Here is a 20,582-nt window from a genome sequence, read left to right as displayed (position 1 = left end):
ACAGGTCCTCATCGCGGCCATGGCCTTCAACATGCGCCGCTGGGTGACGCTGGCCACCTGATCCTGGGTCGCACTGCGCCCCGAACCCACCGAATACGCCAACTCCTACCCTATCCGGCCGCAAACCCGCGCCGTAAAGCACCTCGCTGCGCCCCTGCAGTCCCTCCAGGCGTCCAAAGCCTAATAACGCAACAGGCCCCCTGTGGGAGAAGGTGGATTGCCGCGAAGCGGCAAGACGGATGAGGGGTGTTCCAGCTTGGCAAGGACGGCGATCCTTCCAACACCCCTCATCCGTCTCGGCGCTGCGCGCCGATCCACCTTCCCCCACAAGGGGGGAAGGGGAAGCCGCGCCGCTCTCCGCAATTGCCGAAAAGCCAAAACATTGGTATGAGCCACGCCATGGAAGAGCTTTTTGGCGATCCGGCCTATAAGGGTTTCGTGCTGCAGGACAGAAAACGCCTGCCGTCACGTTTCTCCGCGCGCGTTTCGGGCGCGCTTACCAGCCGACTTAGCTGAGCCGTCCGGCGCGCCGGCCGTTATCCGGCGCCTCATCTCTTCCCTTTTTGCAAATCGACGGATTTACGCACATGAGCGCACCGCGCACCCTCTACGACAAGATATTCGACGACCATGTCGTCGACCGCCAGGACGACGGCACCTGCCTGCTCTATATCGACCGCCACCTCGTCCATGAGGTGACCAGCCCGCAGGCCTTCGAAGGCCTGCGCATGAGCGGCCGCAAAGTCCGGCATCCGGAAAAGACGCTGGCCGTGGTCGACCACAACGTCTCGACCTCGCCCGAGCGCAAGTTCGGCATCAAGAACGAGGAAAGCCGCATCCAGGTCGAGGCCTTGGCCAAGAACGCCAAGGATTTCGGCGTCGAGTATTATTCCGAAAACGATATCCGCCAGGGCATCGTCCACATCATTGGACCGGAGCAGGGCTTTACGCTGCCGGGCATGACCATCGTCTGCGGCGACAGCCACACCTCCACGCATGGCGCCTTCGGCGCGCTGGCGCATGGCATCGGCACGTCGGAAGTCGAGCATGTGCTGGCAACGCAGACGCTGATTCAACGCAAGGCCAAGAACATGCTGGTGCGCGTCGACGGCCAGCTGCCGGAAGGCGTCACCGCCAAGGACATCATCCTGGCCATCATCGGCGAGATCGGCACCGCCGGCGGCACCGGCTATGTCATCGAATATGCCGGCGAGGCGATCCGCGCGCTGTCGATGGAGGGCCGCATGACGATCTGCAACATGTCGATCGAGGGCGGCGCCCGCGCCGGCCTGATCGCGGCCGACGAGACGACCTTCGCCTACGTCAAGGACAAGCCGCGCGCGCCGAAAGGCGCTGCCTGGGATGCCGCGCTCGAATACTGGAAAACACTGCAGTCCGACGAGGGCGCGCATTTCGACAAGGTGGTCGTGCTCGACGCGGCCAAGCTGCCGCCGATCGTCTCCTGGGGCTCGTCGCCCGAGGACGTGGTTTCGGTGCAGGGCGTCGTTCCCAATCCGGAAGAGATCACGGACGAAAACAAGCGCACCTCAAAGATCCGCGCGCTCGACTATATGGGACTGACGCCCGGCACCAAGATCACCGACATCACGCTCGATCGCGTCTTCATCGGCTCCTGCACCAATGGCCGCATCGAGGATTTGCGCGCGGTGGCCAAGGTGGTCGAAGGCAAGACCGTGAGTGCGCATGTCGATGCGATGATCGTGCCGGGCTCCGGCCTGGTCAAGGAACAGGCGGAAGCCGAGGGTCTGGACAAGATCTTCATCGCCGCCGGTTTCGACTGGCGCGAGCCGGGCTGCTCGATGTGCCTCGCCATGAACGACGACCGGCTGAAGCCGCATGAGCGCTGCGCCTCGACCTCGAACCGCAATTTCGAGGGCCGGCAAGGCTTCAAGGGCCGCACACATCTGGTGTCGCCGGCAATGGCGGCGGCGGCGGCGATCGCCGGCCATTTCGTCGACATCCGCGACTGGAAATAGTTTCCGGCGCGCAGTTCATAATCCATATCAGGCCCCGGACCGCATCGCGGTTCCGGGGTCCTTTTTCATCCGCTCTGCCCGCATATTCGCTCTGGCTTAACCGCTTGTTGGGGCTTGCGCACTAAGGTCTTCCCTGACGTCAAGCGGGGAAGTCACCGTCCTTTGGACACCGGTCTGTTCATTGCGCTGCTCAATCCGACCATCGCGCTGGCGCTCGGCGCGGCGTTCCTCGTGCTGTGGTTCTACCAGCGCCACCGACCCTATCTGGCGATGCTCGGCGTAAGCTATTGCCTGTCCGCGCCCGGCTTCCTGCTGCAGTATTTTACCCTGCCCGTCGGCATGGTGCTGACCAAGCTCGCCTCCAACCTCTGCTTCACCTTTGCCGCCTGCTGCCTCGTCGGCGCGATCATCGCGCGCTACGGCAGGCGTGTGCCGTATATCGCAATCGGTATTCTGGCCGGCGGCGGGCTGGCCGCATTCTGCTGGTACCTGTTCGTGGAGCCGGACCTCACCTGGCGCATCCTGTCCATCAATTTCGGCTTTGGCGGCCTCAGCCTGCTGGTCGCCGCCGAGCTGCGCGTCGTGCGCGACAATGGCCCGACCGAAAAGATCCTGTTCGTGCTGTCGCTGCTGTCAGGGTTGAACTTCATCGGCCGGACGCTGCTCGTCGTCATCTCGCACGGGCCGTTCACCAGCTATGACGGGTTTTACGGCTCGTCTTACTGGACGACGGCACTGCTGACGCACGCACTGCTGTCGCTGCTGATCGCGCTCTCCCTGTTCTCGGCCGCAGCACTCGACGTTATGAAGGCGCTGAAGACGGAGACGCATACCGACCCGCTGTCCGGCCTGCTCAATCGCAGGGGGTTCGAGGAGCGTGCCTTGCTGGTGCTGCAACAGTGCGCCGCCGCCAAGGTGCCGGTCGCACTGGTGCTGGCCGATCTCGATCACTTCAAGGCGCTCAACGACCGGTACGGACACGCCGCGGGCGACCAGGTGATCGCCGACTTCGCGGCCAAGCTTCGTGCCGCCGCCGGCGCGCGCGCCGTTGCCGGGCGCATCGGCGGCGAGGAGTTCGCCGTGCTTTTGTCGCTGAGCGACCTTGCCACGGCGCGGCTGTTTGCCGAAGCCGTGCGCACGCACTATTCGGCCGGCGGCGTCGACGGGTTGCCGCCGGGAACCAGGGTGACCGCGAGCTTCGGTGTCGCGGCACGCACCGGCGACGAAGGGCTGGAGCCGCTGATGCGACGCGCCGACGAGGCGCTCTACAAGGCCAAGAAGAACGGCCGCGACAGCGTGCGGCTGTCCTATGAGCGGGCCGAAACGGTGTTCATGCCGGATTCCGGCAGCGCCAGCTAGAACGCCTCGCCGTTTCACGGAAACGGCGAACTGCCCTATCTATTTGCTTGAGCATGATCTTAGCCGAAAACCGGATGCCACTTTTCGGGATCATGCTCGAAAGGGCGGCGTTAACGCCTTTTTCGCCCGTCGATGATTTGCTGTCGGCCCGAGCGCGAAAGAGGCCATGAGCAGCGCAGACGTCATTCTTGTCATCAACATGTGCGTTGCCGCCCTGCTGGCCGCGGCCTTCATGACGATCGCTGTTCATGGGGTCGGTCGTCCGGCGGCGCGCTGGCTGGCGTTCGGCTATGTCCTGGGCATAGTCTATTGTATCATCGAGTTCAGCATCCCGGCCTTCGCCAATGCGCGGCCCGCGGTTGTCGCCGCCTTTGCTGTTTTCCTCGCCGCCACCATCGCCTTCAACGGTGGGCTCGCCCGCAAATACGGCGTGACGCCGCCTTGGGCGCCGATGCTGGTCTTCCTGATCTTCGCCACCGTCGCTGTCTATTTCGTGCAGGACCTGCCGCGGCAATCGCTTGCCCGGATGATGGCTTACCAGCTTCCCTATGCCGCCATGCAATTCACCGGGCTGGCTATCGTCTGGTCGTCCAGGCAAAGGCGCGGGTGGCTCGACACCATTTTGATGATCGTTCTGGCGGCCAGTGCGGTGCAGTTCGCCTCAAAGCCATTCATTGCCGGGGCTCTGGGCGGCTGGGGCGCCAACCCGCAGTCCTATCTGCAGAGCAGCTACGCCTTGGTGTCGCAGTCGCTGGGTACCGTGTTTGCGCTGGCGCTCGCACTTCTGATACTGGCCGTGCTGGTTCGCGACGTGCTGGCCGAGGCGACGTCAAGGTCGGAAACCGACATGCTCTCGCAGCTGCTCAACCGCGGCGGCTTCGAGCGCCATGCCAAGCTGGCGCTGCGCGACGCCGTGCGTCAGGGTGTTCCGGTGGCGCTGGTCATTGCCGATCTCGATCATTTCAAGGGCATCAACGACAGTTTCGGCCATGCATCCGGCGACCGCGTCATCGAGACCTTCGCCGGATTCCTGCGCGATGCCGCTGCCGACCATCATGTCGCCGGCCGCATCGGCGGTGAGGAGTTCGCCATCATCCTGCCGGGCACCAACCTTGCCGCCGCCAGGCTATTTGCAGAGGGAACGCGCAGCGCCTTCGGCGCTTTGCCGATCGAGGGCCTGCCGGCCGACCACCGCTGCAGCGCCAGCTTCGGCGTCGCCGAACTTCATGCGGGGGAATATTTCTCCGACCTGCTGCGGCGCGCCGACGATGCGCTCTATCAGGCCAAGGGCTCAGGCCGCAACTGCGTCCGCGTCTCGACCGGGCTAACCATCGTACGGCAGCCGGCCACAAAGGCCGACCATAGCGATTGGTCTAAATCAGTATGACGTTTCGTTGAATCGCCATACCGATCTAGCTCTTTGTTGGAGCATGATCTTTTTCCGAAAGCCGGTGCCCACTTTTCGGGATCATGCTCTAGCGGCAAGGGCTGAGGTTGGGCATCTCGCCGTCGGAGAGGCCGTACATATAGGAGCGGCCCTTCACGAACACTGGCGGCTGATAGCAGCCACGTCTGGAGACGTGGTCTGCCTCATCTTCATAAAGGACTTCCGGTTCTGCTTCCGGCTGGCCGGCGCTGGTGTAGTCGGACAATCTCTTGGCCTGTTTGCCTTCGCCGACGATGATGCGCTTGTAGCCGGCGGCGCTGTCGATGACGAGATTGCCGAAGGAATCGGCATAGACCCGGTCATGATGACGCGACCAGGCCATTGCCGGGGCAGCGAAGCCGAGACTGGCTGTCGCCAGTACAAGCGCCGCAAGGCGCGTTCTTCCAGAATTCGAAAGCATGGTGTCCTCTCTGCTTTGGACCCGTTCGAATCCGAAATTAACCTTTTATTAACCTTTGTTAAGAGGGCAGGGGCATCCGACGGCGATCTCTTGTCAAACATGGTTAATATCCGACGGGATGGAAAAGTCGCCGGCCATCTTTCGGCCATGCTTGACCGCACCATCGACCGGAAATTGGAACGACGCCCGGTGAGCTTGATCCTGGCGCAGCATCGCGGCTAGTTTGCCGGGCGGAGGACAACCATATGGCGTTACACCGGGCCTATCGGATAACGCTTGCGCTTGTTGCCTTGCTGAGCACAGCTGCCTGCGTGCCGCAAAACAACGCGCCGAAGGCCGCAAGCGCTGCCGCTCCCGCCGTCTCGATGGCCCCCGGCGCACCTGTGACTGCCGCCCCCATCGCTGTCGAAGCGGCCGCGCCGCAACCCCGCACCGCGACCTACAATTGCGCCGGCGGCGGCAGGATCACCATCGACAATCTCGGCACATCGCTGCACGTGCTCAGCCCCGACGGCACTGCCGAGGATCTGCCGGCCTCCCCCGCCAACCAGAACAGCCGGTATGGCGCGGCCCATGACGCAATCGTGATCGACGGACGCGAGGCGCTGGTGATGAAGGGTGGGAAGACGCCCGTGACCTGCAAGCGCTGACGCCGGATAGCTCGCATATTTCAGGTGAGGCGGCGTGCGAACGGCAGTCTCCTGCGCTGCCAGTGCTCACGCACAACATAGGAAAACCCAGCAACGACTGTGATCGCGTTGGCAATAGCAGCTGTCGCCGGTCCCATAAACGTTTCGTATATCGTCCTGCCCGCAGGAATGCGGGAGCAATTGCGCGCAAGACGCCGATCCCCTAGATCATGCGACCCGATGCGTTCGGTAGAGGAATTCGCGTGATATCAGATCCAGCCGCCTTCGAGCGCTATCGCAACACGGCCACCGAAAGGACCAACCTGCCGCGCCTGATAATCGGAACGGCCATCGTCGTCCTGTTCTGGGTGGCGATCACTTTGGTGGTGGTGCTTGGCGGCACCTATCTCGCCATCATCTGGCATGTATTGCCGGGCGATCCGCGCGGGCCGCTACAGGGCTTTCTGGCCTCGCCCATCGGGATACTCACCGCGCTCACCTCGTTTGCCGGTATCTGGCTCGGCCTGTGGCTCGCCATGCGTTTCGTCCATGGCGAGCCGCTGACCGCGCTTCTTGGCCCCAGCCGTCGCGTCTCCTGGCCGGGCTTCATCAAGGGCCTGATCGCGGTGCTGATCACCTCGGCGCTCTCCGAAGTTCTGCTCTATTGCCTGCAGCCCGAAATCGCGCGCGGCGCGATCAGCCTGTCGACATGGCTGCTGTTCCTGATTCCGATCGTGGCGTTGACCCTGCTGCAGACTTCGTCGGAGGAGATGCTGTTTCGCGGCTATCTGCTGCGCGGCCTGGCGAAGCGCTTCGAGAGCCCGTACGTCTGGGCACTGCTGCCCGCCTTGCTCTTCACCTCCTTGCATTGGAGCCCGGATTCGAGCCTCGCCATCAACGCTTGCGTGCTGGCCTCGATCGCCGCCTTCGCTCTGCTGTTGACGCTGGTGGTCTATGTCACCGGCAATCTCGGCGCCGCCTTCGGCGCCCATCTCGGCAACAACCTCACCGGTTTCCTGCTAATCTCGCACCAGCAGAGCTACAATTCCTTCGCCCTGTTCAACGCCAAGCCGCTGGAAGGCCCCGACTGGACGACGACGGATGCGGTCATCATCGCCGCGATCGGCATCGTCTGCACCTTGCTGACGATCCTGCTGCTCCTGCACCCACGCTCGCCGCTGAAGGTCACGACAGACCTTCGGGATGCAGCCAGGGTGAACTGAGCCAGGATCGGCGCAGAGACCCGGCAAGCCGCCCAAGTCTTGACTCTTCGGTCGATTTCCTGTCTACAGCCCCGAATTCCGCGACGAGTATCCCTCCGAGCAAGCCGACCAGGACGCCAAAACCTCTTTGAGGTGGGTGCTGTAAACAGATCCTGGAGGCCAACACCCGGCAGCGCTGAGCGCCCCCGGGTGCTTTTTGGCTTTGCGCTTGCCCGGGCTTTGTTTGGACAAGCTCTTTTGTTTGGACACTTGGCGCGAACGCATTACCTCTCGGATCGAACCCCGAACCGAGATCGAAGGATGACAGATGTTTGAATCACTTCAGGAGCGCCTTGGCTCCATCCTGAACGGCCTGACCGGCCGCGGCGCGCTGTCGGAGGCGGATGTCTCGGCGGCTCTGCGCGAGGTGCGCCGTGCGCTGCTTGAGGCTGACGTGGCGCTGGAAGTGGTGCGCTCTTTCACCGACAAGGTGCGCGAGAAGGCTGTCGGCGCCGCGGTCGTCAAGTCGATCAAGCCCGGACAGATGGTCGTCAAGATCGTCCATGACGAGCTGGTCGACATGCTGGGCGCCGAAGGCGTCGCCGTCGACCTCAATGCGCCGGCCCCCGTCGTCATCATGATGGTCGGCCTGCAGGGCTCCGGCAAGACGACGACCTCGGCCAAGATCGCCAAGCGGCTGACCGAGCGCCAGAACAAGAAAGTCCTGATGGCCTCGCTCGACACGCGGCGTCCCGCTGCGCAAGAGCAGCTCCGCCAGCTCGGCGAGCAGGTCAAGGTGGCGACGCTGCCGGTCATATCAGGCCAGAACCCGGTCGACATCGCCAAGCGCGCCGTGCAGGCGGCCAAGCTCGGCGGCCATGACGTCGTCATCCTCGACACCGCCGGCCGTACCCACATTGACGAGCCGCTGATGGTCGAGATGGCCGACATCAAGAAGGTGTCGAGCCCGCACGAGATCCTGCTGGTCGCCGACTCGCTTACCGGCCAGGACGCCGTCAACCTGGCCAAGAGCTTCGACGAGCGCGTCGGCATCACCGGCCTGGTGCTGACCCGCATGGACGGCGACGGCCGCGGCGGTGCAGCACTTTCGATGCGCGCCGTAACCGGCAAGCCGATCAAGCTGATCGGCACCGGCGAAAAGATGGACGGGCTGGAGGAATTCCATCCCAAGCGCATCGCCGACCGCATCCTCGGCATGGGCGACATTGTCAGCCTGGTCGAAAAAGCAGCCGAAAACATCGACGCCGAGCAGGCGGCGGCGATGGCCAAGAAGATGCAGTCGGGCAAGTTCGATTTGAACGATCTTGCCGGCCAGCTTCAGCAAATGTCGAAAATGGGCGGCATGGGCGGCATCATGGGCATGATGCCCGGCATGGGCAAGATGAAGGACCAGATGGCCGCCGCCGGCCTCGACGACAAGATGTTCGGCCGCCAACTCGCCATCATTTCCTCGATGACCAAGGCCGAGCGCGCCAATCCCGATATTTTGAAACACTCGCGCAAGAAGCGCATTGCCGCCGGCTCCGGCACCGACGCCGCCGAAATCAACAAGCTCTTGAAGATGCATCGCGGCATGGCCGACATGATGAAGGCGATGGGCGGCAAGGGCAAAGGCGGCGGCCTGATGCGCGGCATGATGGGCGGCCTGGCCTCCAAGATGGGCCTCGGCGGCATGATGCCTGGGGGCATGGGTGGCGGCATGCCGGACCTCTCCAAGATGGACCCCAAGCAGCTCGAAGCCCTGCAGAAGCAGGCGCAGGCCGCCGGCCTTGGCGGCATGAAGGGCCTGCCCAGTGGTCTTCCCGGCGGCGGTGGCCTGCCCGGCCTGCCTGGTGGCATGAAACTTCCGGGGCTTCCCGGCCTCGGCGGCGGCGGACTGCCCGGCCTCGGCAAGAAGAAGTGAGGACGCTATGAACGAAGAAAAGGACATGGCCGACGCCCGCATCATCTTGGCCGGCTATCGCGCTTCGATCGACAACATCGATGCCGCCCTCATCCACATGCTGGCCGAGCGCTTCCGCTGCACCAAGGCGGTCGGCGTTCTGAAGGCCGAGCATGGCCTGCCGCCGGCCGACCCGGCGCGCGAGCAGCAGCAGATCACCCGCCTTCGCCAGTTGGCGAAAGATGCTCATCTCGACCCCGATTTCGCGGAAAAATTCCTCAACTTCGTCGTCCGCGAAGTGATCCGCCATCACGAGCAGATCGCCGCGTCCAACGGCGCAAGCAAAGCCGGCTAATCATTAGCCAAACCCTGTCAATGAAATCAGAGCTTTTAGGAGAAATGAAATGGCACTGAAGATCAGACTGGCCCGCGCGGGCTCGAAGAAGCGTCCTTACTACCACGTCGTCATCGCCGACGCCCGTTCGCCGCGCGATGGCCGGTTCATCGAGTCGATCGGCTCGTGGAACCCGCTGCTGCCGAAGGACGGCGAGCGCGTCAAGGTCGACGCCGACCGCGTCAAGCACTGGCTGTCGCACGGCGCCCAGCCGACCGACCGCGTTCTGCGCTTCCTCGACGAGGCCGGCTTGCTCAAGCGCGAAGCCCGCTCCAACCCGAAGAAGGCTGAGCCGGGCAAGAAAGCGCAGGAACGCGCCGCTCTGCTGAAGAAGGCCCAGGAAGACGCAGCTGCAGCCGTCGCCGCGGCTGCAGCGGCCCCGGCCGAGGCGGAAGCCGCCACCGCCGAGTAAGCGTTCGCTTCATCGCTTTAAGAAAACGGCGGGCCTAGGCCCGCCGTTTTTCGTTGACGTCCGCTCAATAGCCATCCGGGCAGCGGGCGATATAGACACGCCCATAGCGGTCCCGATAGCGGCAACGGTCCGGTTCGTTGGCCCGGCCGATCAGTGCTCCTGCGACGGCGCCAACCGCGCCACCAACGACGGCCCCTTCCACGGGATCATTTGCGACCGCAGCGCCTATGGCCGCTCCGCCCAGACCGCCGACAGCCGCGCCTTTTTCCGTTTGCGAACAGGCGCCGAGCGCCGTTGCCAAGACCAGAATAGTAAGAATTTTCTTCATTGTCGTTCCTCTCCAACGGGAAGCGCCTCCACGCGCCTTGGCTCGACAACGCATGACACGGTGAATTGATCCATTGGAGGGAACGATGCGTTCCGGCCCATCCCGGCCGGTGCGGCTCGTCCTATTTCTCGGTCGCCCTTTTCAGATTGGCGAGGCCGACCTCGAAATCCTTGCCGATCAATGTATCGAAATTCATGAACAGGCCCATCAGCTTGGCAATGAAGGGCCGGCTGCCGCGCATCGCCCAGGTGACGCTGGTGGCGTCACCGGTCGGCTTCAGCGTGAAGTCGACGCTGTTGTTGGCCCGGAACGGCTTCTCGAAGTCGAGCTTCAGCGACACCAGCGAGGATGGCACGGAATTGACGATCTCCATGCGCCCCTTGCCGGCCTTGGCATTGCCTTCCCAGGCATAGGCGGCGCCCTTGCCGGCATCAGCGCCGGACAGCGTGCGCTTCATCCCCGGGTCGAGCTTTTCATAGGGCGACCATTCGGGCCAGCGCTTGAAATCGTTGATCAGCGGAAAGATCGCTTCCGGCGCGGCCTTGATGCTGGTCGTGCGACTGGTGACGAAATCATTCGGCCGTGTCGCGGCATAGACGAGGACGGCGGCGATGATGACGACCAGGATGATGAGGATGGTGCTGAACATCTTTTTCTCCTTTGCGCTTATTCGCTGAACGGGATCAGGGCGCGCACCCTTGGGTCGCGCAGATACAGGCCGCCCCACAGGATGATGCCGAGATAGACGCCGAACAGCGTGTGCGAGAACAGCGGGCTGCCGACGCGCATATTGGTGGCAATGGCGCCGCCGAGATAGCCGGTGAGCAGAATGGCGCCGAGCACCGAAGTGCGCGGCAGCGCATAGAGCGCCGTCGAGATCAGGCCGATGACGCCGAGCAGGCGCGCGACATTGACATCGGCCGGCCAGCCGAGCGGCACCATGGTCTGGGTGACGACATCGAGCGGCGGCAGCTTGATGACGCCATCGAAGATCATGAACAGGATGATGAGACCGCTGAGCACGCGGCCGGTCCACAGGGCGCCCGACGAGACAGGCGTGGTTTGAGAAATACTCACGGGTGTTCCCTCCTTGGTGATTTGAGCCGTTTGCTGGCTTCGGACCAAGGACGAGCGATAGGGTCGCGATCCTACAGGGTCCGGATTCTTTTTGGATCGAACACAGCTTGGGCGAGCCATAGCGCCTTCGTCATCAACGGGCTTGACCAGAGGATCAATCGCCAAGGGCGCAGTCATCTAGGTCGAGGCGTGAGCGGACTATCGGCGTTCACCAGTCACGGCTATTGATGCTGTCAGGCGAAAGACGAGACGAAATGACCGGCGAGACCGATCTAAAAAAGCTGCTGGCGACGATGACGCCGCAATTGCTGCCAGGCGTTTATGTGTTCGTCACCTTGCCGCCCGATGCACCGGTTCCCGACACGCTCAATCCGCTGATGATCTTTCGCGAGAAGGAAGGCACGACGTTGATCCTGCGCGAAGACGAGGCCGACGGCCTGCAAGCCGCCTTCCGCTGCCGCATGATCACGCTGAGCATCCATTCGTCGCTGGAAGCGGTCGGCTTTCTCGCCGCCATCACCACCCGGCTGACCAAAGCCGGCATGGGCGTCAATCCGGTCTCGGCCTTTTATCACGACCATCTGTTTGTGCCTGCCGACCGGACCGACGAAGCGATGGAGTTGTTACGTCAATTGGCCAGGAACAGTGCCGGCTGAGCTATCAGGCTCGGCGCACGTAAAAAATATCCGGCAGGCCTTCTTCGTTGGTCGTGCCGTCGCCGAATGCCTCGGCGCGAAAGCCGTGACGCTCGTAGAAGCGCCGGGCGCCGGTGTTGGACTGGAAGCAGTGTAGCTTCACCACGGGCAGCGCGGCGGTCGCTTGCGTCAACAGCCGGCTGCCGATGCCTTGGCCCGTCCAGTCCGGGTCGAGATAAAGCTGCTCCACCCAATCGCCGCTGACGGCAATGAAACCCACAACGTTGCAGCCTGCCTCGGCGACCGTCACCTGCTGCCGGGGCAGCACGATGTCGCGGATGAAGGCAAGGTCCTCGGCTGGCGTGTGGATGACCGGCATCCAGTCGAACGAGCCGAGCGCTGCCCGCATGAGCTTGGCGATGGCAGCGGCGTCCGAATTTATGGCGGGGCGCAGGTAGACTTTGGTGGGATCGTTCAAAAGACGTTTCTCAACACAGGCCAGTGCTGCCCCTCATCCCCCTGCCGGGACCTTCTCCCCGTAAACGGGGAGAAGGGGTGCTTCCGGCCGAAGGCCGAGCCCGCGACTGCGGGCCGCCGGCTTTCCGGCGCCTCCGCGGAGGGCCCGCCGCGGCAGCGGCGATACGGCCCGTGAGCGAAAACAAACCAGCCGTCAGGCCGCCTTCTTCTTCGGCTGGATCAGGCCGCGCTCGACCAGCAGTTCGGCGATCTGCACCGCATTGAGCGCCGCGCCCTTGCGCAGATTGTCGGCGACGATCCACATCGACAGGCCATTGTCGATGGTCGAATCCTCACGGATGCGCGAGATAAAGGTGGCGTCCTCGCCGGCCGATTCGAGCGGCGTGATGTAGCCGCCATCCTCGCGCTTGTCCAAGACCTGGCAGCCCGGCGCCTCGCGCAGGATATCACGCGCTTCGTCAGCGGTGATAGGCTTTTCGAACTCGATGTTGACCGCTTCCGAATGACCGATGAACACCGGCACGCGCACGCAGGTCGCCGTCAGCTTGATCTTGGGGTCGAGCATCTTCTTGGTCTCGGCGACCATCTTCCACTCTTCCTTGGTGAAACCGTCGTCGAGGAAGACGTCGATATGCGGAATGACGTTGAAGGCGATGCGCTTGGTGAACTTCTTGACGTCGACCTGGTCGGCGACGAACACCGCGCGCGTCTGCGTGAACAGCTCGTCCATGCCTTCCTTGCCGGCGCCTGACACCGACTGGTAGGTGGCGACAACGACGCGCTTGATGGTGGCGAAGTCGTGCAGCGGCTTCAGCGCCACGACCAGCTGTGCCGTCGAGCAGTTCGGGTTGGCGATGATGTTCTTGCGCGAAAACAGCGAGATCGCGTCCGGGTTCACTTCCGGCACGATCAACGGCACGTCCTGGTCGTAGCGGAAGGCCGACGAATTATCGATCACGACGCAGCCCTGCTTGCCGATCTTGGGCGACCATTCCTTGGAGACATTGCCGCCGGCCGACATGATGCAGATGTCGGTGTCTGAAAAATCATACTGGTCGAGCGTCTTGACCTTCAGCGTACGGTCGCCGAACGACACTTCGGTGCCTTGGCTGCGCCGCGAGGCCAGTGCCACCACTTCGCTTACCGGAAAGCCGCGCTCTTCCAGTATGTTGAGCATTTCGCGGCCCACATTGCCCGTGGCGCCGACTACTGCAACCTTGAAACTCATAAAGATCTCCTGTCCCTCTCCGCCTGGTTTTTGGAGAAAACCCGCCGGCCAATGCGGGTTCCGTCCCCCGGGCCGGACCCGGGAGAGGGTGGTTAGGCCAAGGGAATCACACCGTTTTGGTGGTGGTTTTGGCCATGGTTTTGGTTGAACGGTAAGACGCGCGAACGCGCCCGGCCAGATGATTGTGGCCGGGGAAGTCGAATGCAAGAAGCGCCATCAGAAGGCCGCGCATCGAAAATGATCCCGTTCGATGCCGGCTTTTACGCGGTTTGCGTCAGGAGTCAATTGCGCAGCGCTACTCTCCTTCCCCCCTTGTGGGGGAAGGTGGATCGGCGCGAAAGCGCCGAGACGGATGAGGGGTGTTGGAAGGATCGCGGTCCTTGCCAAGCTGGAACACCCCTCATCCGTCGCCTGCGGCGACACCTTCTCCCACAAGGGGAGAAGGGAAGGCGGCGCCGCTCGCTCTGTACAATGGCGGCCGCAGGAAGTAGGAACGCCCGAGAAATGCTTGGGCTGGCGTGTGCATGAGCCGGCGTTGCCGCCCGTAGGCGGCCGAATTCCGAAAGAGTAACATGTCCAATTTCGAAGGTATCGTTCCTGCGCTGGCAGAGGCGCTGGAAAAACGTGGCTATGTCGAGCTGACGCCGGTGCAGAAGGCGGTGCTGGAGCTCGGCGAGGCCGACGCTCTGGTGTCGGCGCAGACCGGCTCCGGCAAGACCGTCGCCTTCGGCCTGGCTTTGGCGCCGACATTGCTGGAAGGCGCCGAGCGCTTTGGCCAGGCCGGCCGGCCTTTGGCATTGGCCGTGGCGCCGACGCGGGAACTTGCCTTGCAGGTGATGCGCGAATTGCAATGGCTCTACGCGCCAACCGGCGCCACCGTCGCTTCCTGTGTCGGCGGCATGGACATGCGCTCCGAACGGCGTGTGCTGGAGCGCGGCGCCCATATCGTCGTCGGCACGCCCGGCCGGTTGCGCGACCACATCACCCGAAACTCGCTCGACATGTCGGCGCTCAGAGCCGTGGTGCTGGACGAGGCCGACGAGATGCTCGATCTCGGCTTTCGCGAGGATCTTGAATTCATCCTCGACGCCGCACCGGCCCAGCGCCGCACGCTGATGTTTTCGGCCACCGTGCCGCGCTCGATCGCCACGCTGGCGCAAGGCTATCAGCGCGATGCCGTGCGCATCTCGGCCGGCGGCGAGGAAAAGCAGCATCTCGACATCGAATACCGGGCGCTGAATGTCGCCTTCCCCGACCGCGAGAACGCCATCATCAACGTGCTGCGCTTCTACGAGGCGAAGAACGCGCTGGTGTTCTGCAACACCCGTGCCGCCGTCAACCATCTGACGGCACGCTTCAACAACCGCAATTTTTCGGTCGTGGCGCTGTCGGGCGAGCTCAGCCAGAACGAACGCACCCACGCGCTGCAGGCGATGCGCGACGGCCGCGCCAAGGTCTGCATCGCCACGGATGTCGCCGCGCGCGGCATCGACCTGCCCAATCTTGAACTGGTCATTCATGCCGATCTGCCGACCAATCCAGAAACGCTGCTGCATCGCAGCGGCCGCACCGGCCGCGCCGGGCGTAAGGGCGTCAGCGCACTGATCGTGCCCAACGGCGCCCGCAAGCGCACTGAGCGGCTGCTGCAGAATGCCGGCCTCAAGGCGACATGGGCGAGCCCGCCCTCGGCCGACGACGTGATCAAGCGCGACGACGAGCGCATCCTTGCCGATCCGGCCTTCGACGAACCGGTGGCCGATGACGAGCGCGGCTTCATCGACGCGCTTCTGGCCAAGCATGGCGCCGAACAGGTGGCGGCCGCCTTCGTGCGCCAATGCCGCGCCAGCCGCTCGGCGCCCGAAGATCTCATGGAGGTCTCGCCGTTCACGCCGTCGCGTGACAAACCGGCGGGCGAAAAATTCGAGCGTCGGGACGAGGCACCCAGCCGGCGCGACGATTTCGGCGACAGCGTCTGGTTCTCGCTGTCGATCGGACGCCGGCAGAACGCCGAGCCGCGCTGGCTGATCCCGATGCTGTGCCGCACCGGCAACATCTCCAAGCGCGAGATCGGCGCCATCAAGATGCAGCAGGAGGAAACCTTCGTGCAGATTGCGGCCGACTGGGCCGACCGCTTCCTCGCCGCCATAGGGCCCGACAAGAAACTGCAGGGCAACATCGTGGTGAAGCGCCTGGACGGCACGCCCGATCTCTCGCGCGCCGGCTACCAGGCGCCCAAGCCCGACAAGAAGCCGCATCGCGGCAAGCGCCCGTTCGAGGCGCCGCAAAGTGCGCACAAGCCGAAATTCGAGAAGCGGGAACGCCCGCCCGGTGATGCGAAGCCGTGGGCCGGAAAGCCGAAATCCGACAAGGCCGGACCGCCCAAGAACAAGAAGCCGAAGAAACGGCCGGAATAGGAATCTTGGAACCGCTGGAGGGACAGCACCCCCCTCTGGCCTGCCGGCCATCTCCCCCGCAAGGAGGGAGATCGGCGGCTTCCGCCTTAGCGCCTTCTCCTCACCGTTGGAAAATTGGTGAAGGCATTCGCGACGTCTAATCTCCCCCCTTGCGGGGAGATGTCCGGCAGGACAGAGGGTGTGAAGGAATTCGACGTCGGATGCTTTCGCCACACCTCTTGCGATCCTTCGCAACTTTGAACAGTCTGTGCAAACACGGGGGTGAGGCGGATGCAGGGCGAAGTTCTTCACTATGACGAGGCCCAGGGCTTCGGTTTCATCACCGGGGCCGACGGCAACCGCTACACCTTCGCGCGCGAGGATCTGCGCCGCGATACGGTGATCGCCACGGGGGCCGTGGTCGAGTTCCTGCCGGCAAGCGGCCAGGCGCGCGACGTTTTCTCGATCCGCGCCCAGGCCGCCGGTCCGGCCACCGCTGCTCCCGCTGCAAGCGCCGCGCCGCCCAAATCCGCCGCCGCTTCGGCCGCGCCGCAGCCGCAGCATTTCGGCCGCTTGGCCGAAGACGGCGCGGTCCACGATAGCGGACTGCCGGGTTATTTCTGGCGAGGCGTGACGCGCAACTACATCAACTTCGCCGAGCGCGCCCGCCGCAAGGAATTCTGGGCCTACTGCCTGTTCTGGACCGTCAGCTTCATCCTGGTCGGCCTTGTCGGCGCCCTCGCCGACCAGACGATCGGCAATCTCAACGACGGCAACGGGCCGATCGTGACGATTGGGCTCTGGGGGCTGTTTGTACTGGCGACGGTCCTGCCCTGGCTCGGCCTCATTGTCCGCCGCCTGCACGATATCGGCCTGACCGGCTGGCTGGTCCTGCTGATTCTCGTGCCGACCTTCGGCACCCTGGCCATCATCGTGTTCGGGCTGATCCCCACTCAGAACCACGAAAACCAGTGGGGGCCTGTGCCGCAGGGCGTCCGGCTTTAGCGAATTCGTTTCAGCGCCTCGCCCGACAGCCGGAGAAACACCTTCTGCCCGTGCCGTTCGGCGCCGAGCCGGTCGTAGAAACGCAGCGAGCCTTCGTTCCAGTCCTCGGTGGTGAGATCGATGCGGCCGATGCCTTCCCTCAGGCAATGGCTGGCGAGAAAGCCGAGCAGCGCCCGGCCGGCACCGGCGTTGCGGGCATCCTCGCGCACGAACAGGTCTTTCAGGAACATCAGTCGTTCGAGATCGATGCCGGGATGCGCGATCGCCACCGAGGCGAGGCCCGCAACCTTGCCGTCGGCGAAGGCCAGCGCGAAATGCGGATAGGCCGGGCTTTCATCGCCGAGCCATTTTCGTGCCGTGGCTGTAGCCCGGCCATGATCGAGCGGCGCCTGCCGGTAGTGCGTCGCCATCTCGCAAAGTACGGTGGCAAGCGCTTCGGCATCGTCGGTCGTCGCCCAGCGGACGTCGACCGCCACAGGATCAGCCAAGGAACTTGGCGATAATGGCATTGCCCATCTCGACCGTACCGACCTCGGTCATGCCTTCGGACAGGATGTCCTTGGTGCGCAGCCCATCGTCGAGCACCGCGGCGATTGCGCCTTCGAGCTTGTCGGCCTCGGCAACCATGCCGAAGGAATAGCGCAGGCACATGGCGAAGGACGCGATCATGGCGATCGGATTGGCGATGCCCTGGCCGGCAATATCGGGCGCCGAGCCATGCACCGGCTCGTACAGCGCCTTGCGCTTCTTGGTCTTCACGTCAGGCGCGCCGAGCGAGGCCGACGGCAGCATGCCGATCGAGCCCGTCAGCATGGCGGCAATGTCGGACAGCATGTCGCCGAACAGATTGTCGGTGACGATGACGTCGAATTGTTTTGGCCAGCGCACCAGCTGCATGCCGCCGGCATCGGCCAGCATGTGGTCGAGCTTGACGTCGGCATATCTTGCCTTGTGGGTCTGGGTGACGACCTCGTTCCACAGCACGCCGGATTTCATCACGTTGCGCTTTTCCATGGATGTCACATGGTTGCGGCGGGTTCGCGCGAGCTCGAAAGCGACGCCGGAAATGCGCTCGATCTCGAACGTGTCGTAGACCTGGGTGTCGATGCCGCGTTTCTGACCGTTGCCGAGATCGATGATCTGCTTCGGCTCGCCGAAATAGACGCCGCCGGTGAGCTCACGCACGATCAAGATATCGAGGCCTTCGACCACCTCCTGCTTGAGCGAGGACGATGCGGCGAGCGCCGGATAGCAGATCGCCGGGCGCAGATTGGCGAACAGCTCCATGTCCTTGCGCAACCGCAGCAGCCCGGCCTCGGGGCGCACCTCGTAAGGCACCTTGTCCCATTTCGGTCCGCCGACAGCGCCGAACAGCACGGCATCGGCCGCCATCGCCTTTGCCATGTCGGCATCGGAAATCGCCACGCCATGCGCATCGTAGGCGCAGCCGCCGACCAGGCCTTCATCGGTGACAAAACCGCTGCCCAGCTTGGCGTTCATGGCCGCGATCAGTTTCTTCACCTCGGCCATCGCCTCGGGACCGATACCGTCGCCGGCAAGCAGGAGAAGATTTTTCGAGGCCATCAGAACCGTCCCGATACTGTTTGGAGAAACCGCGGCCTTGCTAAACGCCAAGCGGCGCTCATGCAAGCCTGGAAGCGCAATCACCGATGCGAGAGAATATTCACCAATCTGCCGAACGGATCGCGCACATAGAACCGCCGCACGCCCCAGGGCTCGTCGGCCGGACCGTATTCGATGGCGAAGCCGGCGGCCTTCATGCCTTGCAGCGCCGCATCGACATCGTCGACCTCGATCGACAGATCCGGCACCGGCGTGCCCGAGCCGCCTTGGGACATGAAGCTGATCTGCACCTGCATCCGTTCGTCCGAACCGCAGGTGACGATCCAGCCTTGATCCATCAGCACATCGAGGCCAAGCACGTCCTGGTAGAAGCGCTTCGCCGCCGCCGTGTCCTGTGTCCCGATATTGGCGACGATGCGCCGGACCGTCATGGCTTTGGCCTCCTCACGCCGTGCGCCGCAGCGCCGTGACCTCGATCTCGATCTTCATTTCGGGCTTGTTGAGCTGGCATACGATCATCGTCGCCGCCGGGCGGATGTCGCCAAAGGCCTCGCCAAGGATCGGGAAGACGACATCCACGAAGGCCTGGTCGGTGATGTAATAATGCGCCCGCACCACATCGGCCATGTCGAAGCCGCCGTCCCGAAGCGCCTTGGCGATGGTCGCCAGGCAATTGCGCGTCTGCGCCTCGACCGTCTCCGGCATCGTCATGGTCGCATAGTCGTAGCCGGTGGTTCCCGAGACAAAGCACCAGTCGCCCTGCACCACCGCGCGCGAATAGCCGGCGGTCTTTTCGAAGGGCGAACCGGTGGAGATGAGGTGGCGCATGGGGATTCCTGGTGATCGTAGGCGCCCGTCTAGCAGAGGGATGCTGGACCGGTCGTGGGCCAAGGCAAGCGAGCTGTTGTCAATGAAGGCAAGCACAAACCTCGGAGATTGGCCGAATCCTTCGCGGCTTCGTCATCCTATGGCGAAGCAAGGAGCAAAGCGACGCGGCGCAGACCATAGGATCCATGCCGGGACGTCAGTGCGTTGCCACGGTGAAGAATTCTGCACCGTTGCACTCTATGGTAACGGTCACGGCATGGATCCTCGGGTCTGCGCTCCGCTACGCGTCGCTCCGCCCGTGGATGACGAAGCCGCGACGGTCGTGCCCTAGTTCGCTGACCCTTGCGCGTCGTCCATCGCTTTCTTGATATCCGCAGGCCAGGTCTTCACGCCCGGCCACGCCTGCGGCTCACCATCATCGCCGCGGCGGGCGAAGTAGAGCGTGTGCTTGACCGGATCGACGGCCATGAAACCGTCGCTGCCGCCGCAATCATGCGGCACACAGCCTGCAGCGTAAAAGGCGCCGGACGCTGTCTTTTCGGTGCCGCCGCCGACCAGCAGGCTGGTCGCCATGTCGGGCATGGTGTCGCCAAGCAGTGTCTTCGCCGCCTTGTAGACGGCCTCGTTGTGGAAGGCGTCGATGATGTTCTGGTACTTGGACGGATCGACATCTTTCCAGTCGGTGCCGGGCTCGGGCGCATATGTCAGGTCGCCTGAAATGGTCAGCCCTTCGCTGGGCGACCATTGCAGCGCCTGCTGCGAAGCGCCCGGCAACAGATAGGGCACGAAATAGATGGCATTGTCGGCCACCGCCGCCGGCGGCGCGCCGCATTCGTCCTGCTCGACCGTAAGGCTCTGGATCTCCCCGCCTTCCGGCTTCCAGACGATGACCGTGGCCGGGCCGCACTGGTTGCCGCCATCGCCGACATTGACCAGAGCCACGTTGACGCCGCCGACCTTGACCACCTTGTCGAAGAACACGTCGTAATTGCTGGCCAGCTGCTTGCCGTCATAGGCCAGCACCTTCTCGCCATCCTGCTCCGGCTGGGTGATGGTCAGCTGCCCACCCTCGAACGGGATCGGCCCCTGGCTGTCATCGTCGGCCAGGGCCGCATTGCTCGAAGCGCCCGGATCGGCCCCGCTGGACGGATCTTCAGCCGGCACCAGCACCTTGTCGGTCTGTGCATGCGCGCCAGCCACCGGCATCAGCATCCACGCCAGCGCGCAGGCGCCGGCAAGAAGCGAACGTGTCATGACTGTCCCCTCCGTTCAGCCGCCACGAAC

The 20,582-nt window shown here is 63.7% G+C and carries 24 protein-coding genes; 12 read left to right on the top strand and 12 right to left on the bottom strand.

Annotation, left to right across the window (positions count from 1 at the left end; all coding sequences use genetic code 11):
- The first annotated feature begins 246 nt into the window (after positions 1–246).
- The 4 genes from AC1DXM_RS07415 to AC1DXM_RS07400 all read left to right on the top strand — a co-directional run bounded on the left by AC1DXM_RS07415 (position 247) and on the right by AC1DXM_RS07400 (position 4,743).
- Positions 247–516, top strand: a complete 270-nt coding sequence (locus tag AC1DXM_RS07415) for a hypothetical protein (protein WP_436262241.1) — start codon at positions 247–249, stop codon at positions 514–516.
- Between the two features lie 71 nt (positions 517–587).
- Positions 588–1,997 carry a 3-isopropylmalate dehydratase large subunit gene (leuC, locus tag AC1DXM_RS07410; protein ID WP_477232455.1) on the top strand — a complete coding sequence of 470 codons (1,410 nt, stop codon included), beginning with the start codon at positions 588–590 and terminating at the stop codon, positions 1,995–1,997.
- A 162-nt stretch (positions 1,998–2,159) separates the two neighbouring features.
- Positions 2,160–3,356 (top strand): GGDEF domain-containing protein, encoded by a 1,197-nt coding sequence (locus tag AC1DXM_RS07405; RefSeq protein WP_477232454.1) that lies wholly within the window; start codon positions 2,160–2,162, stop codon positions 3,354–3,356.
- 166 nt (positions 3,357–3,522) lie between these two features.
- Positions 3,523–4,743, top strand: coding sequence for a GGDEF domain-containing protein (locus tag AC1DXM_RS07400; protein ID WP_477232453.1), 1,221 nt, complete (start codon positions 3,523–3,525; stop codon positions 4,741–4,743).
- A gap of 88 nt (positions 4,744–4,831) precedes the next feature.
- Here AC1DXM_RS07400 and AC1DXM_RS07395 read toward each other — a convergent pair whose 3' ends face one another.
- Positions 4,832–5,203, bottom strand: a complete 372-nt coding sequence (locus tag AC1DXM_RS07395) for a hypothetical protein (protein ID WP_477232452.1) — start codon at positions 5,201–5,203, stop codon at positions 4,832–4,834.
- A 245-nt stretch (positions 5,204–5,448) separates the two neighbouring features.
- Between AC1DXM_RS07395 and AC1DXM_RS07390 the strand changes: the two genes are divergently transcribed.
- The 5 genes from AC1DXM_RS07390 to rpsP all read left to right on the top strand — a co-directional run bounded on the left by AC1DXM_RS07390 (position 5,449) and on the right by rpsP (position 9,743).
- Positions 5,449–5,853, top strand: a complete 405-nt coding sequence (locus tag AC1DXM_RS07390) for a hypothetical protein (RefSeq protein WP_477232451.1) — start codon at positions 5,449–5,451, stop codon at positions 5,851–5,853.
- A 242-nt stretch (positions 5,854–6,095) separates the two neighbouring features.
- Positions 6,096–7,055 carry a lysostaphin resistance A-like protein gene (locus tag AC1DXM_RS07385; RefSeq protein ID WP_477232450.1) on the top strand — a complete coding sequence of 320 codons (960 nt, stop codon included), beginning with the start codon at positions 6,096–6,098 and terminating at the stop codon, positions 7,053–7,055.
- Positions 7,056–7,362: 307 nt separating this feature from the next.
- Positions 7,363–8,958, top strand: coding sequence for a signal recognition particle protein (gene ffh / locus AC1DXM_RS07380; protein WP_477232449.1), 1,596 nt, complete (start codon positions 7,363–7,365; stop codon positions 8,956–8,958).
- Between the two features lie 7 nt (positions 8,959–8,965).
- A complete protein-coding gene (locus AC1DXM_RS07375; RefSeq protein ID WP_112560129.1) occupies positions 8,966–9,292 on the top strand; it encodes a chorismate mutase in 327 nt (108 codons plus the stop codon).
- Between the two features lie 49 nt (positions 9,293–9,341).
- Positions 9,342–9,743, top strand: coding sequence for a 30S ribosomal protein S16 (gene rpsP, locus AC1DXM_RS07370; RefSeq protein WP_112560130.1), 402 nt, complete (start codon positions 9,342–9,344; stop codon positions 9,741–9,743).
- Positions 9,744–9,807: 64 nt separating this feature from the next.
- Here the strand turns inward: rpsP and AC1DXM_RS07365 are convergent, their stop codons facing one another.
- The 3 genes from AC1DXM_RS07365 to AC1DXM_RS07355 form a co-directional block, all read right to left on the bottom strand.
- Positions 9,808–10,071: a glycine zipper domain-containing protein gene (locus AC1DXM_RS07365; protein ID WP_352586425.1), complete on the bottom strand. Its 264-nt coding sequence runs from the start codon at positions 10,069–10,071 to the stop codon at positions 9,808–9,810.
- A gap of 121 nt (positions 10,072–10,192) precedes the next feature.
- Positions 10,193–10,720, bottom strand: a complete 528-nt coding sequence (locus tag AC1DXM_RS07360; RefSeq protein ID WP_477232448.1) for an SRPBCC family protein — start codon at positions 10,718–10,720, stop codon at positions 10,193–10,195.
- A 17-nt stretch (positions 10,721–10,737) separates the two neighbouring features.
- A complete protein-coding gene (locus tag AC1DXM_RS07355; RefSeq protein WP_477232447.1) occupies positions 10,738–11,148 on the bottom strand; it encodes a DoxX family protein in 411 nt (136 codons plus the stop codon).
- 254 nt (positions 11,149–11,402) lie between these two features.
- Between AC1DXM_RS07355 and AC1DXM_RS07350 the strand changes: the two genes are divergently transcribed.
- Positions 11,403–11,804, top strand: coding sequence for an ACT domain-containing protein (locus tag AC1DXM_RS07350; protein ID WP_477232446.1), 402 nt, complete (start codon positions 11,403–11,405; stop codon positions 11,802–11,804).
- A gap of 4 nt (positions 11,805–11,808) precedes the next feature.
- Here AC1DXM_RS07350 and AC1DXM_RS07345 read toward each other — a convergent pair whose 3' ends face one another.
- From AC1DXM_RS07345 to AC1DXM_RS07335, 3 genes are all read right to left on the bottom strand, one after another.
- Entirely contained in the window at positions 11,809–12,261 is a 453-nt protein-coding gene (locus tag AC1DXM_RS07345) for an N-acetyltransferase family protein (protein WP_477232445.1), read from the bottom strand.
- Positions 12,262–12,453: 192 nt separating this feature from the next.
- Positions 12,454–13,488, bottom strand: coding sequence for an aspartate-semialdehyde dehydrogenase (locus AC1DXM_RS07340; protein ID WP_192251342.1), 1,035 nt, complete (start codon positions 13,486–13,488; stop codon positions 12,454–12,456).
- Between the two features lie 106 nt (positions 13,489–13,594).
- On the bottom strand, positions 13,595–13,720 hold the full coding sequence (locus tag AC1DXM_RS07335) for a hypothetical protein (protein WP_280951246.1): 126 nt from the start codon (positions 13,718–13,720) through the stop codon (positions 13,595–13,597).
- Positions 13,721–14,060: 340 nt separating this feature from the next.
- Here AC1DXM_RS07335 and AC1DXM_RS07330 point away from each other — a divergent pair, with 340 nt between their 5' ends.
- Positions 14,061–15,902, top strand: a complete 1,842-nt coding sequence (locus AC1DXM_RS07330) for a DEAD/DEAH box helicase (protein WP_477232444.1) — start codon at positions 14,061–14,063, stop codon at positions 15,900–15,902.
- 270 nt (positions 15,903–16,172) lie between these two features.
- Positions 16,173–16,886: a DUF805 domain-containing protein gene (locus AC1DXM_RS07325; protein WP_477232443.1), complete on the top strand. Its 714-nt coding sequence runs from the start codon at positions 16,173–16,175 to the stop codon at positions 16,884–16,886.
- Here the strand turns inward: AC1DXM_RS07325 and AC1DXM_RS07320 are convergent.
- The 5 genes from AC1DXM_RS07320 to AC1DXM_RS07300 all read right to left on the bottom strand — a co-directional run bounded on the left by AC1DXM_RS07320 (position 16,883) and on the right by AC1DXM_RS07300 (position 20,552).
- Complete coding sequence (locus tag AC1DXM_RS07320; RefSeq protein WP_477232442.1) at positions 16,883–17,362, bottom strand: N-acetyltransferase family protein; 480 nt, start codon at positions 17,360–17,362, stop codon at positions 16,883–16,885. The genes AC1DXM_RS07325 and AC1DXM_RS07320 overlap by 4 nt on opposite strands.
- Before the next feature lie 4 nt (positions 17,363–17,366).
- Positions 17,367–18,470, bottom strand: a complete 1,104-nt coding sequence (leuB, locus tag AC1DXM_RS07315) for a 3-isopropylmalate dehydrogenase (RefSeq protein ID WP_477232441.1) — start codon at positions 18,468–18,470, stop codon at positions 17,367–17,369.
- Between the two features lie 80 nt (positions 18,471–18,550).
- A complete protein-coding gene (locus tag AC1DXM_RS07310) occupies positions 18,551–18,901 on the bottom strand; it encodes a VOC family protein (protein ID WP_477232440.1) in 351 nt (116 codons plus the stop codon).
- A 13-nt stretch (positions 18,902–18,914) separates the two neighbouring features.
- The gene (locus AC1DXM_RS07305) at positions 18,915–19,298 is read right to left on the bottom strand and encodes a RidA family protein (protein WP_477232439.1); all 384 of its coding nucleotides are present in this window, start codon (positions 19,296–19,298) and stop codon (positions 18,915–18,917) included.
- A gap of 327 nt (positions 19,299–19,625) precedes the next feature.
- Complete coding sequence (locus tag AC1DXM_RS07300; RefSeq protein WP_477232438.1) at positions 19,626–20,552, bottom strand: hypothetical protein; 927 nt, start codon at positions 20,550–20,552, stop codon at positions 19,626–19,628.
- Positions 20,553–20,582: the final 30 nt, after the last annotated feature.

Source organism: Mesorhizobium sp. P3_A2 (genome assembly GCF_056403115.1).
Note: the sequence above shows the minus strand (reverse complement) of the source record. Positions and strands in the feature narration are given on the sequence as shown.

Coding starts and splice junctions, on each gene's coding strand:
- AC1DXM_RS07375 (WP_112560129.1), top strand. CDS start 8,966: ATGAACGAAGAAAAGGACATGGCCGACGCCCGCATCATCTTGGCCGGC.
- AC1DXM_RS07310 (WP_477232440.1), bottom strand. CDS start 18,901: ATGACGGTCCGGCGCATCGTCGCCAATATCGGGACACAGGACACGGCG.
- AC1DXM_RS07330 (WP_477232444.1), top strand. CDS start 14,061: ATGTCCAATTTCGAAGGTATCGTTCCTGCGCTGGCAGAGGCGCTGGAA.
- AC1DXM_RS07350 (WP_477232446.1), top strand. CDS start 11,403: ATGACCGGCGAGACCGATCTAAAAAAGCTGCTGGCGACGATGACGCCG.
- AC1DXM_RS07340 (WP_192251342.1), bottom strand. CDS start 13,488: ATGAGTTTCAAGGTTGCAGTAGTCGGCGCCACGGGCAATGTGGGCCGC.
- AC1DXM_RS07325 (WP_477232443.1), top strand. CDS start 16,173: ATGCAGGGCGAAGTTCTTCACTATGACGAGGCCCAGGGCTTCGGTTTC.
- rpsP (WP_112560130.1), top strand. CDS start 9,342: ATGGCACTGAAGATCAGACTGGCCCGCGCGGGCTCGAAGAAGCGTCCT.
- leuC (WP_477232455.1), top strand. CDS start 588: ATGAGCGCACCGCGCACCCTCTACGACAAGATATTCGACGACCATGTC.
- AC1DXM_RS07300 (WP_477232438.1), bottom strand. CDS start 20,552: ATGACACGTTCGCTTCTTGCCGGCGCCTGCGCGCTGGCGTGGATGCTG.
- AC1DXM_RS07305 (WP_477232439.1), bottom strand. CDS start 19,298: ATGCGCCACCTCATCTCCACCGGTTCGCCCTTCGAAAAGACCGCCGGC.
- AC1DXM_RS07360 (WP_477232448.1), bottom strand. CDS start 10,720: ATGTTCAGCACCATCCTCATCATCCTGGTCGTCATCATCGCCGCCGTC.
- AC1DXM_RS07390 (WP_477232451.1), top strand. CDS start 5,449: ATGGCGTTACACCGGGCCTATCGGATAACGCTTGCGCTTGTTGCCTTG.
- AC1DXM_RS07335 (WP_280951246.1), bottom strand. CDS start 13,720: ATGCGCGGCCTTCTGATGGCGCTTCTTGCATTCGACTTCCCCGGCCAC.
- AC1DXM_RS07400 (WP_477232453.1), top strand. CDS start 3,523: ATGAGCAGCGCAGACGTCATTCTTGTCATCAACATGTGCGTTGCCGCC.
- leuB (WP_477232441.1), bottom strand. CDS start 18,470: ATGGCCTCGAAAAATCTTCTCCTGCTTGCCGGCGACGGTATCGGTCCC.
- AC1DXM_RS07395 (WP_477232452.1), bottom strand. CDS start 5,203: ATGCTTTCGAATTCTGGAAGAACGCGCCTTGCGGCGCTTGTACTGGCG.
- AC1DXM_RS07365 (WP_352586425.1), bottom strand. CDS start 10,071: ATGAAGAAAATTCTTACTATTCTGGTCTTGGCAACGGCGCTCGGCGCC.
- ffh (WP_477232449.1), top strand. CDS start 7,363: ATGTTTGAATCACTTCAGGAGCGCCTTGGCTCCATCCTGAACGGCCTG.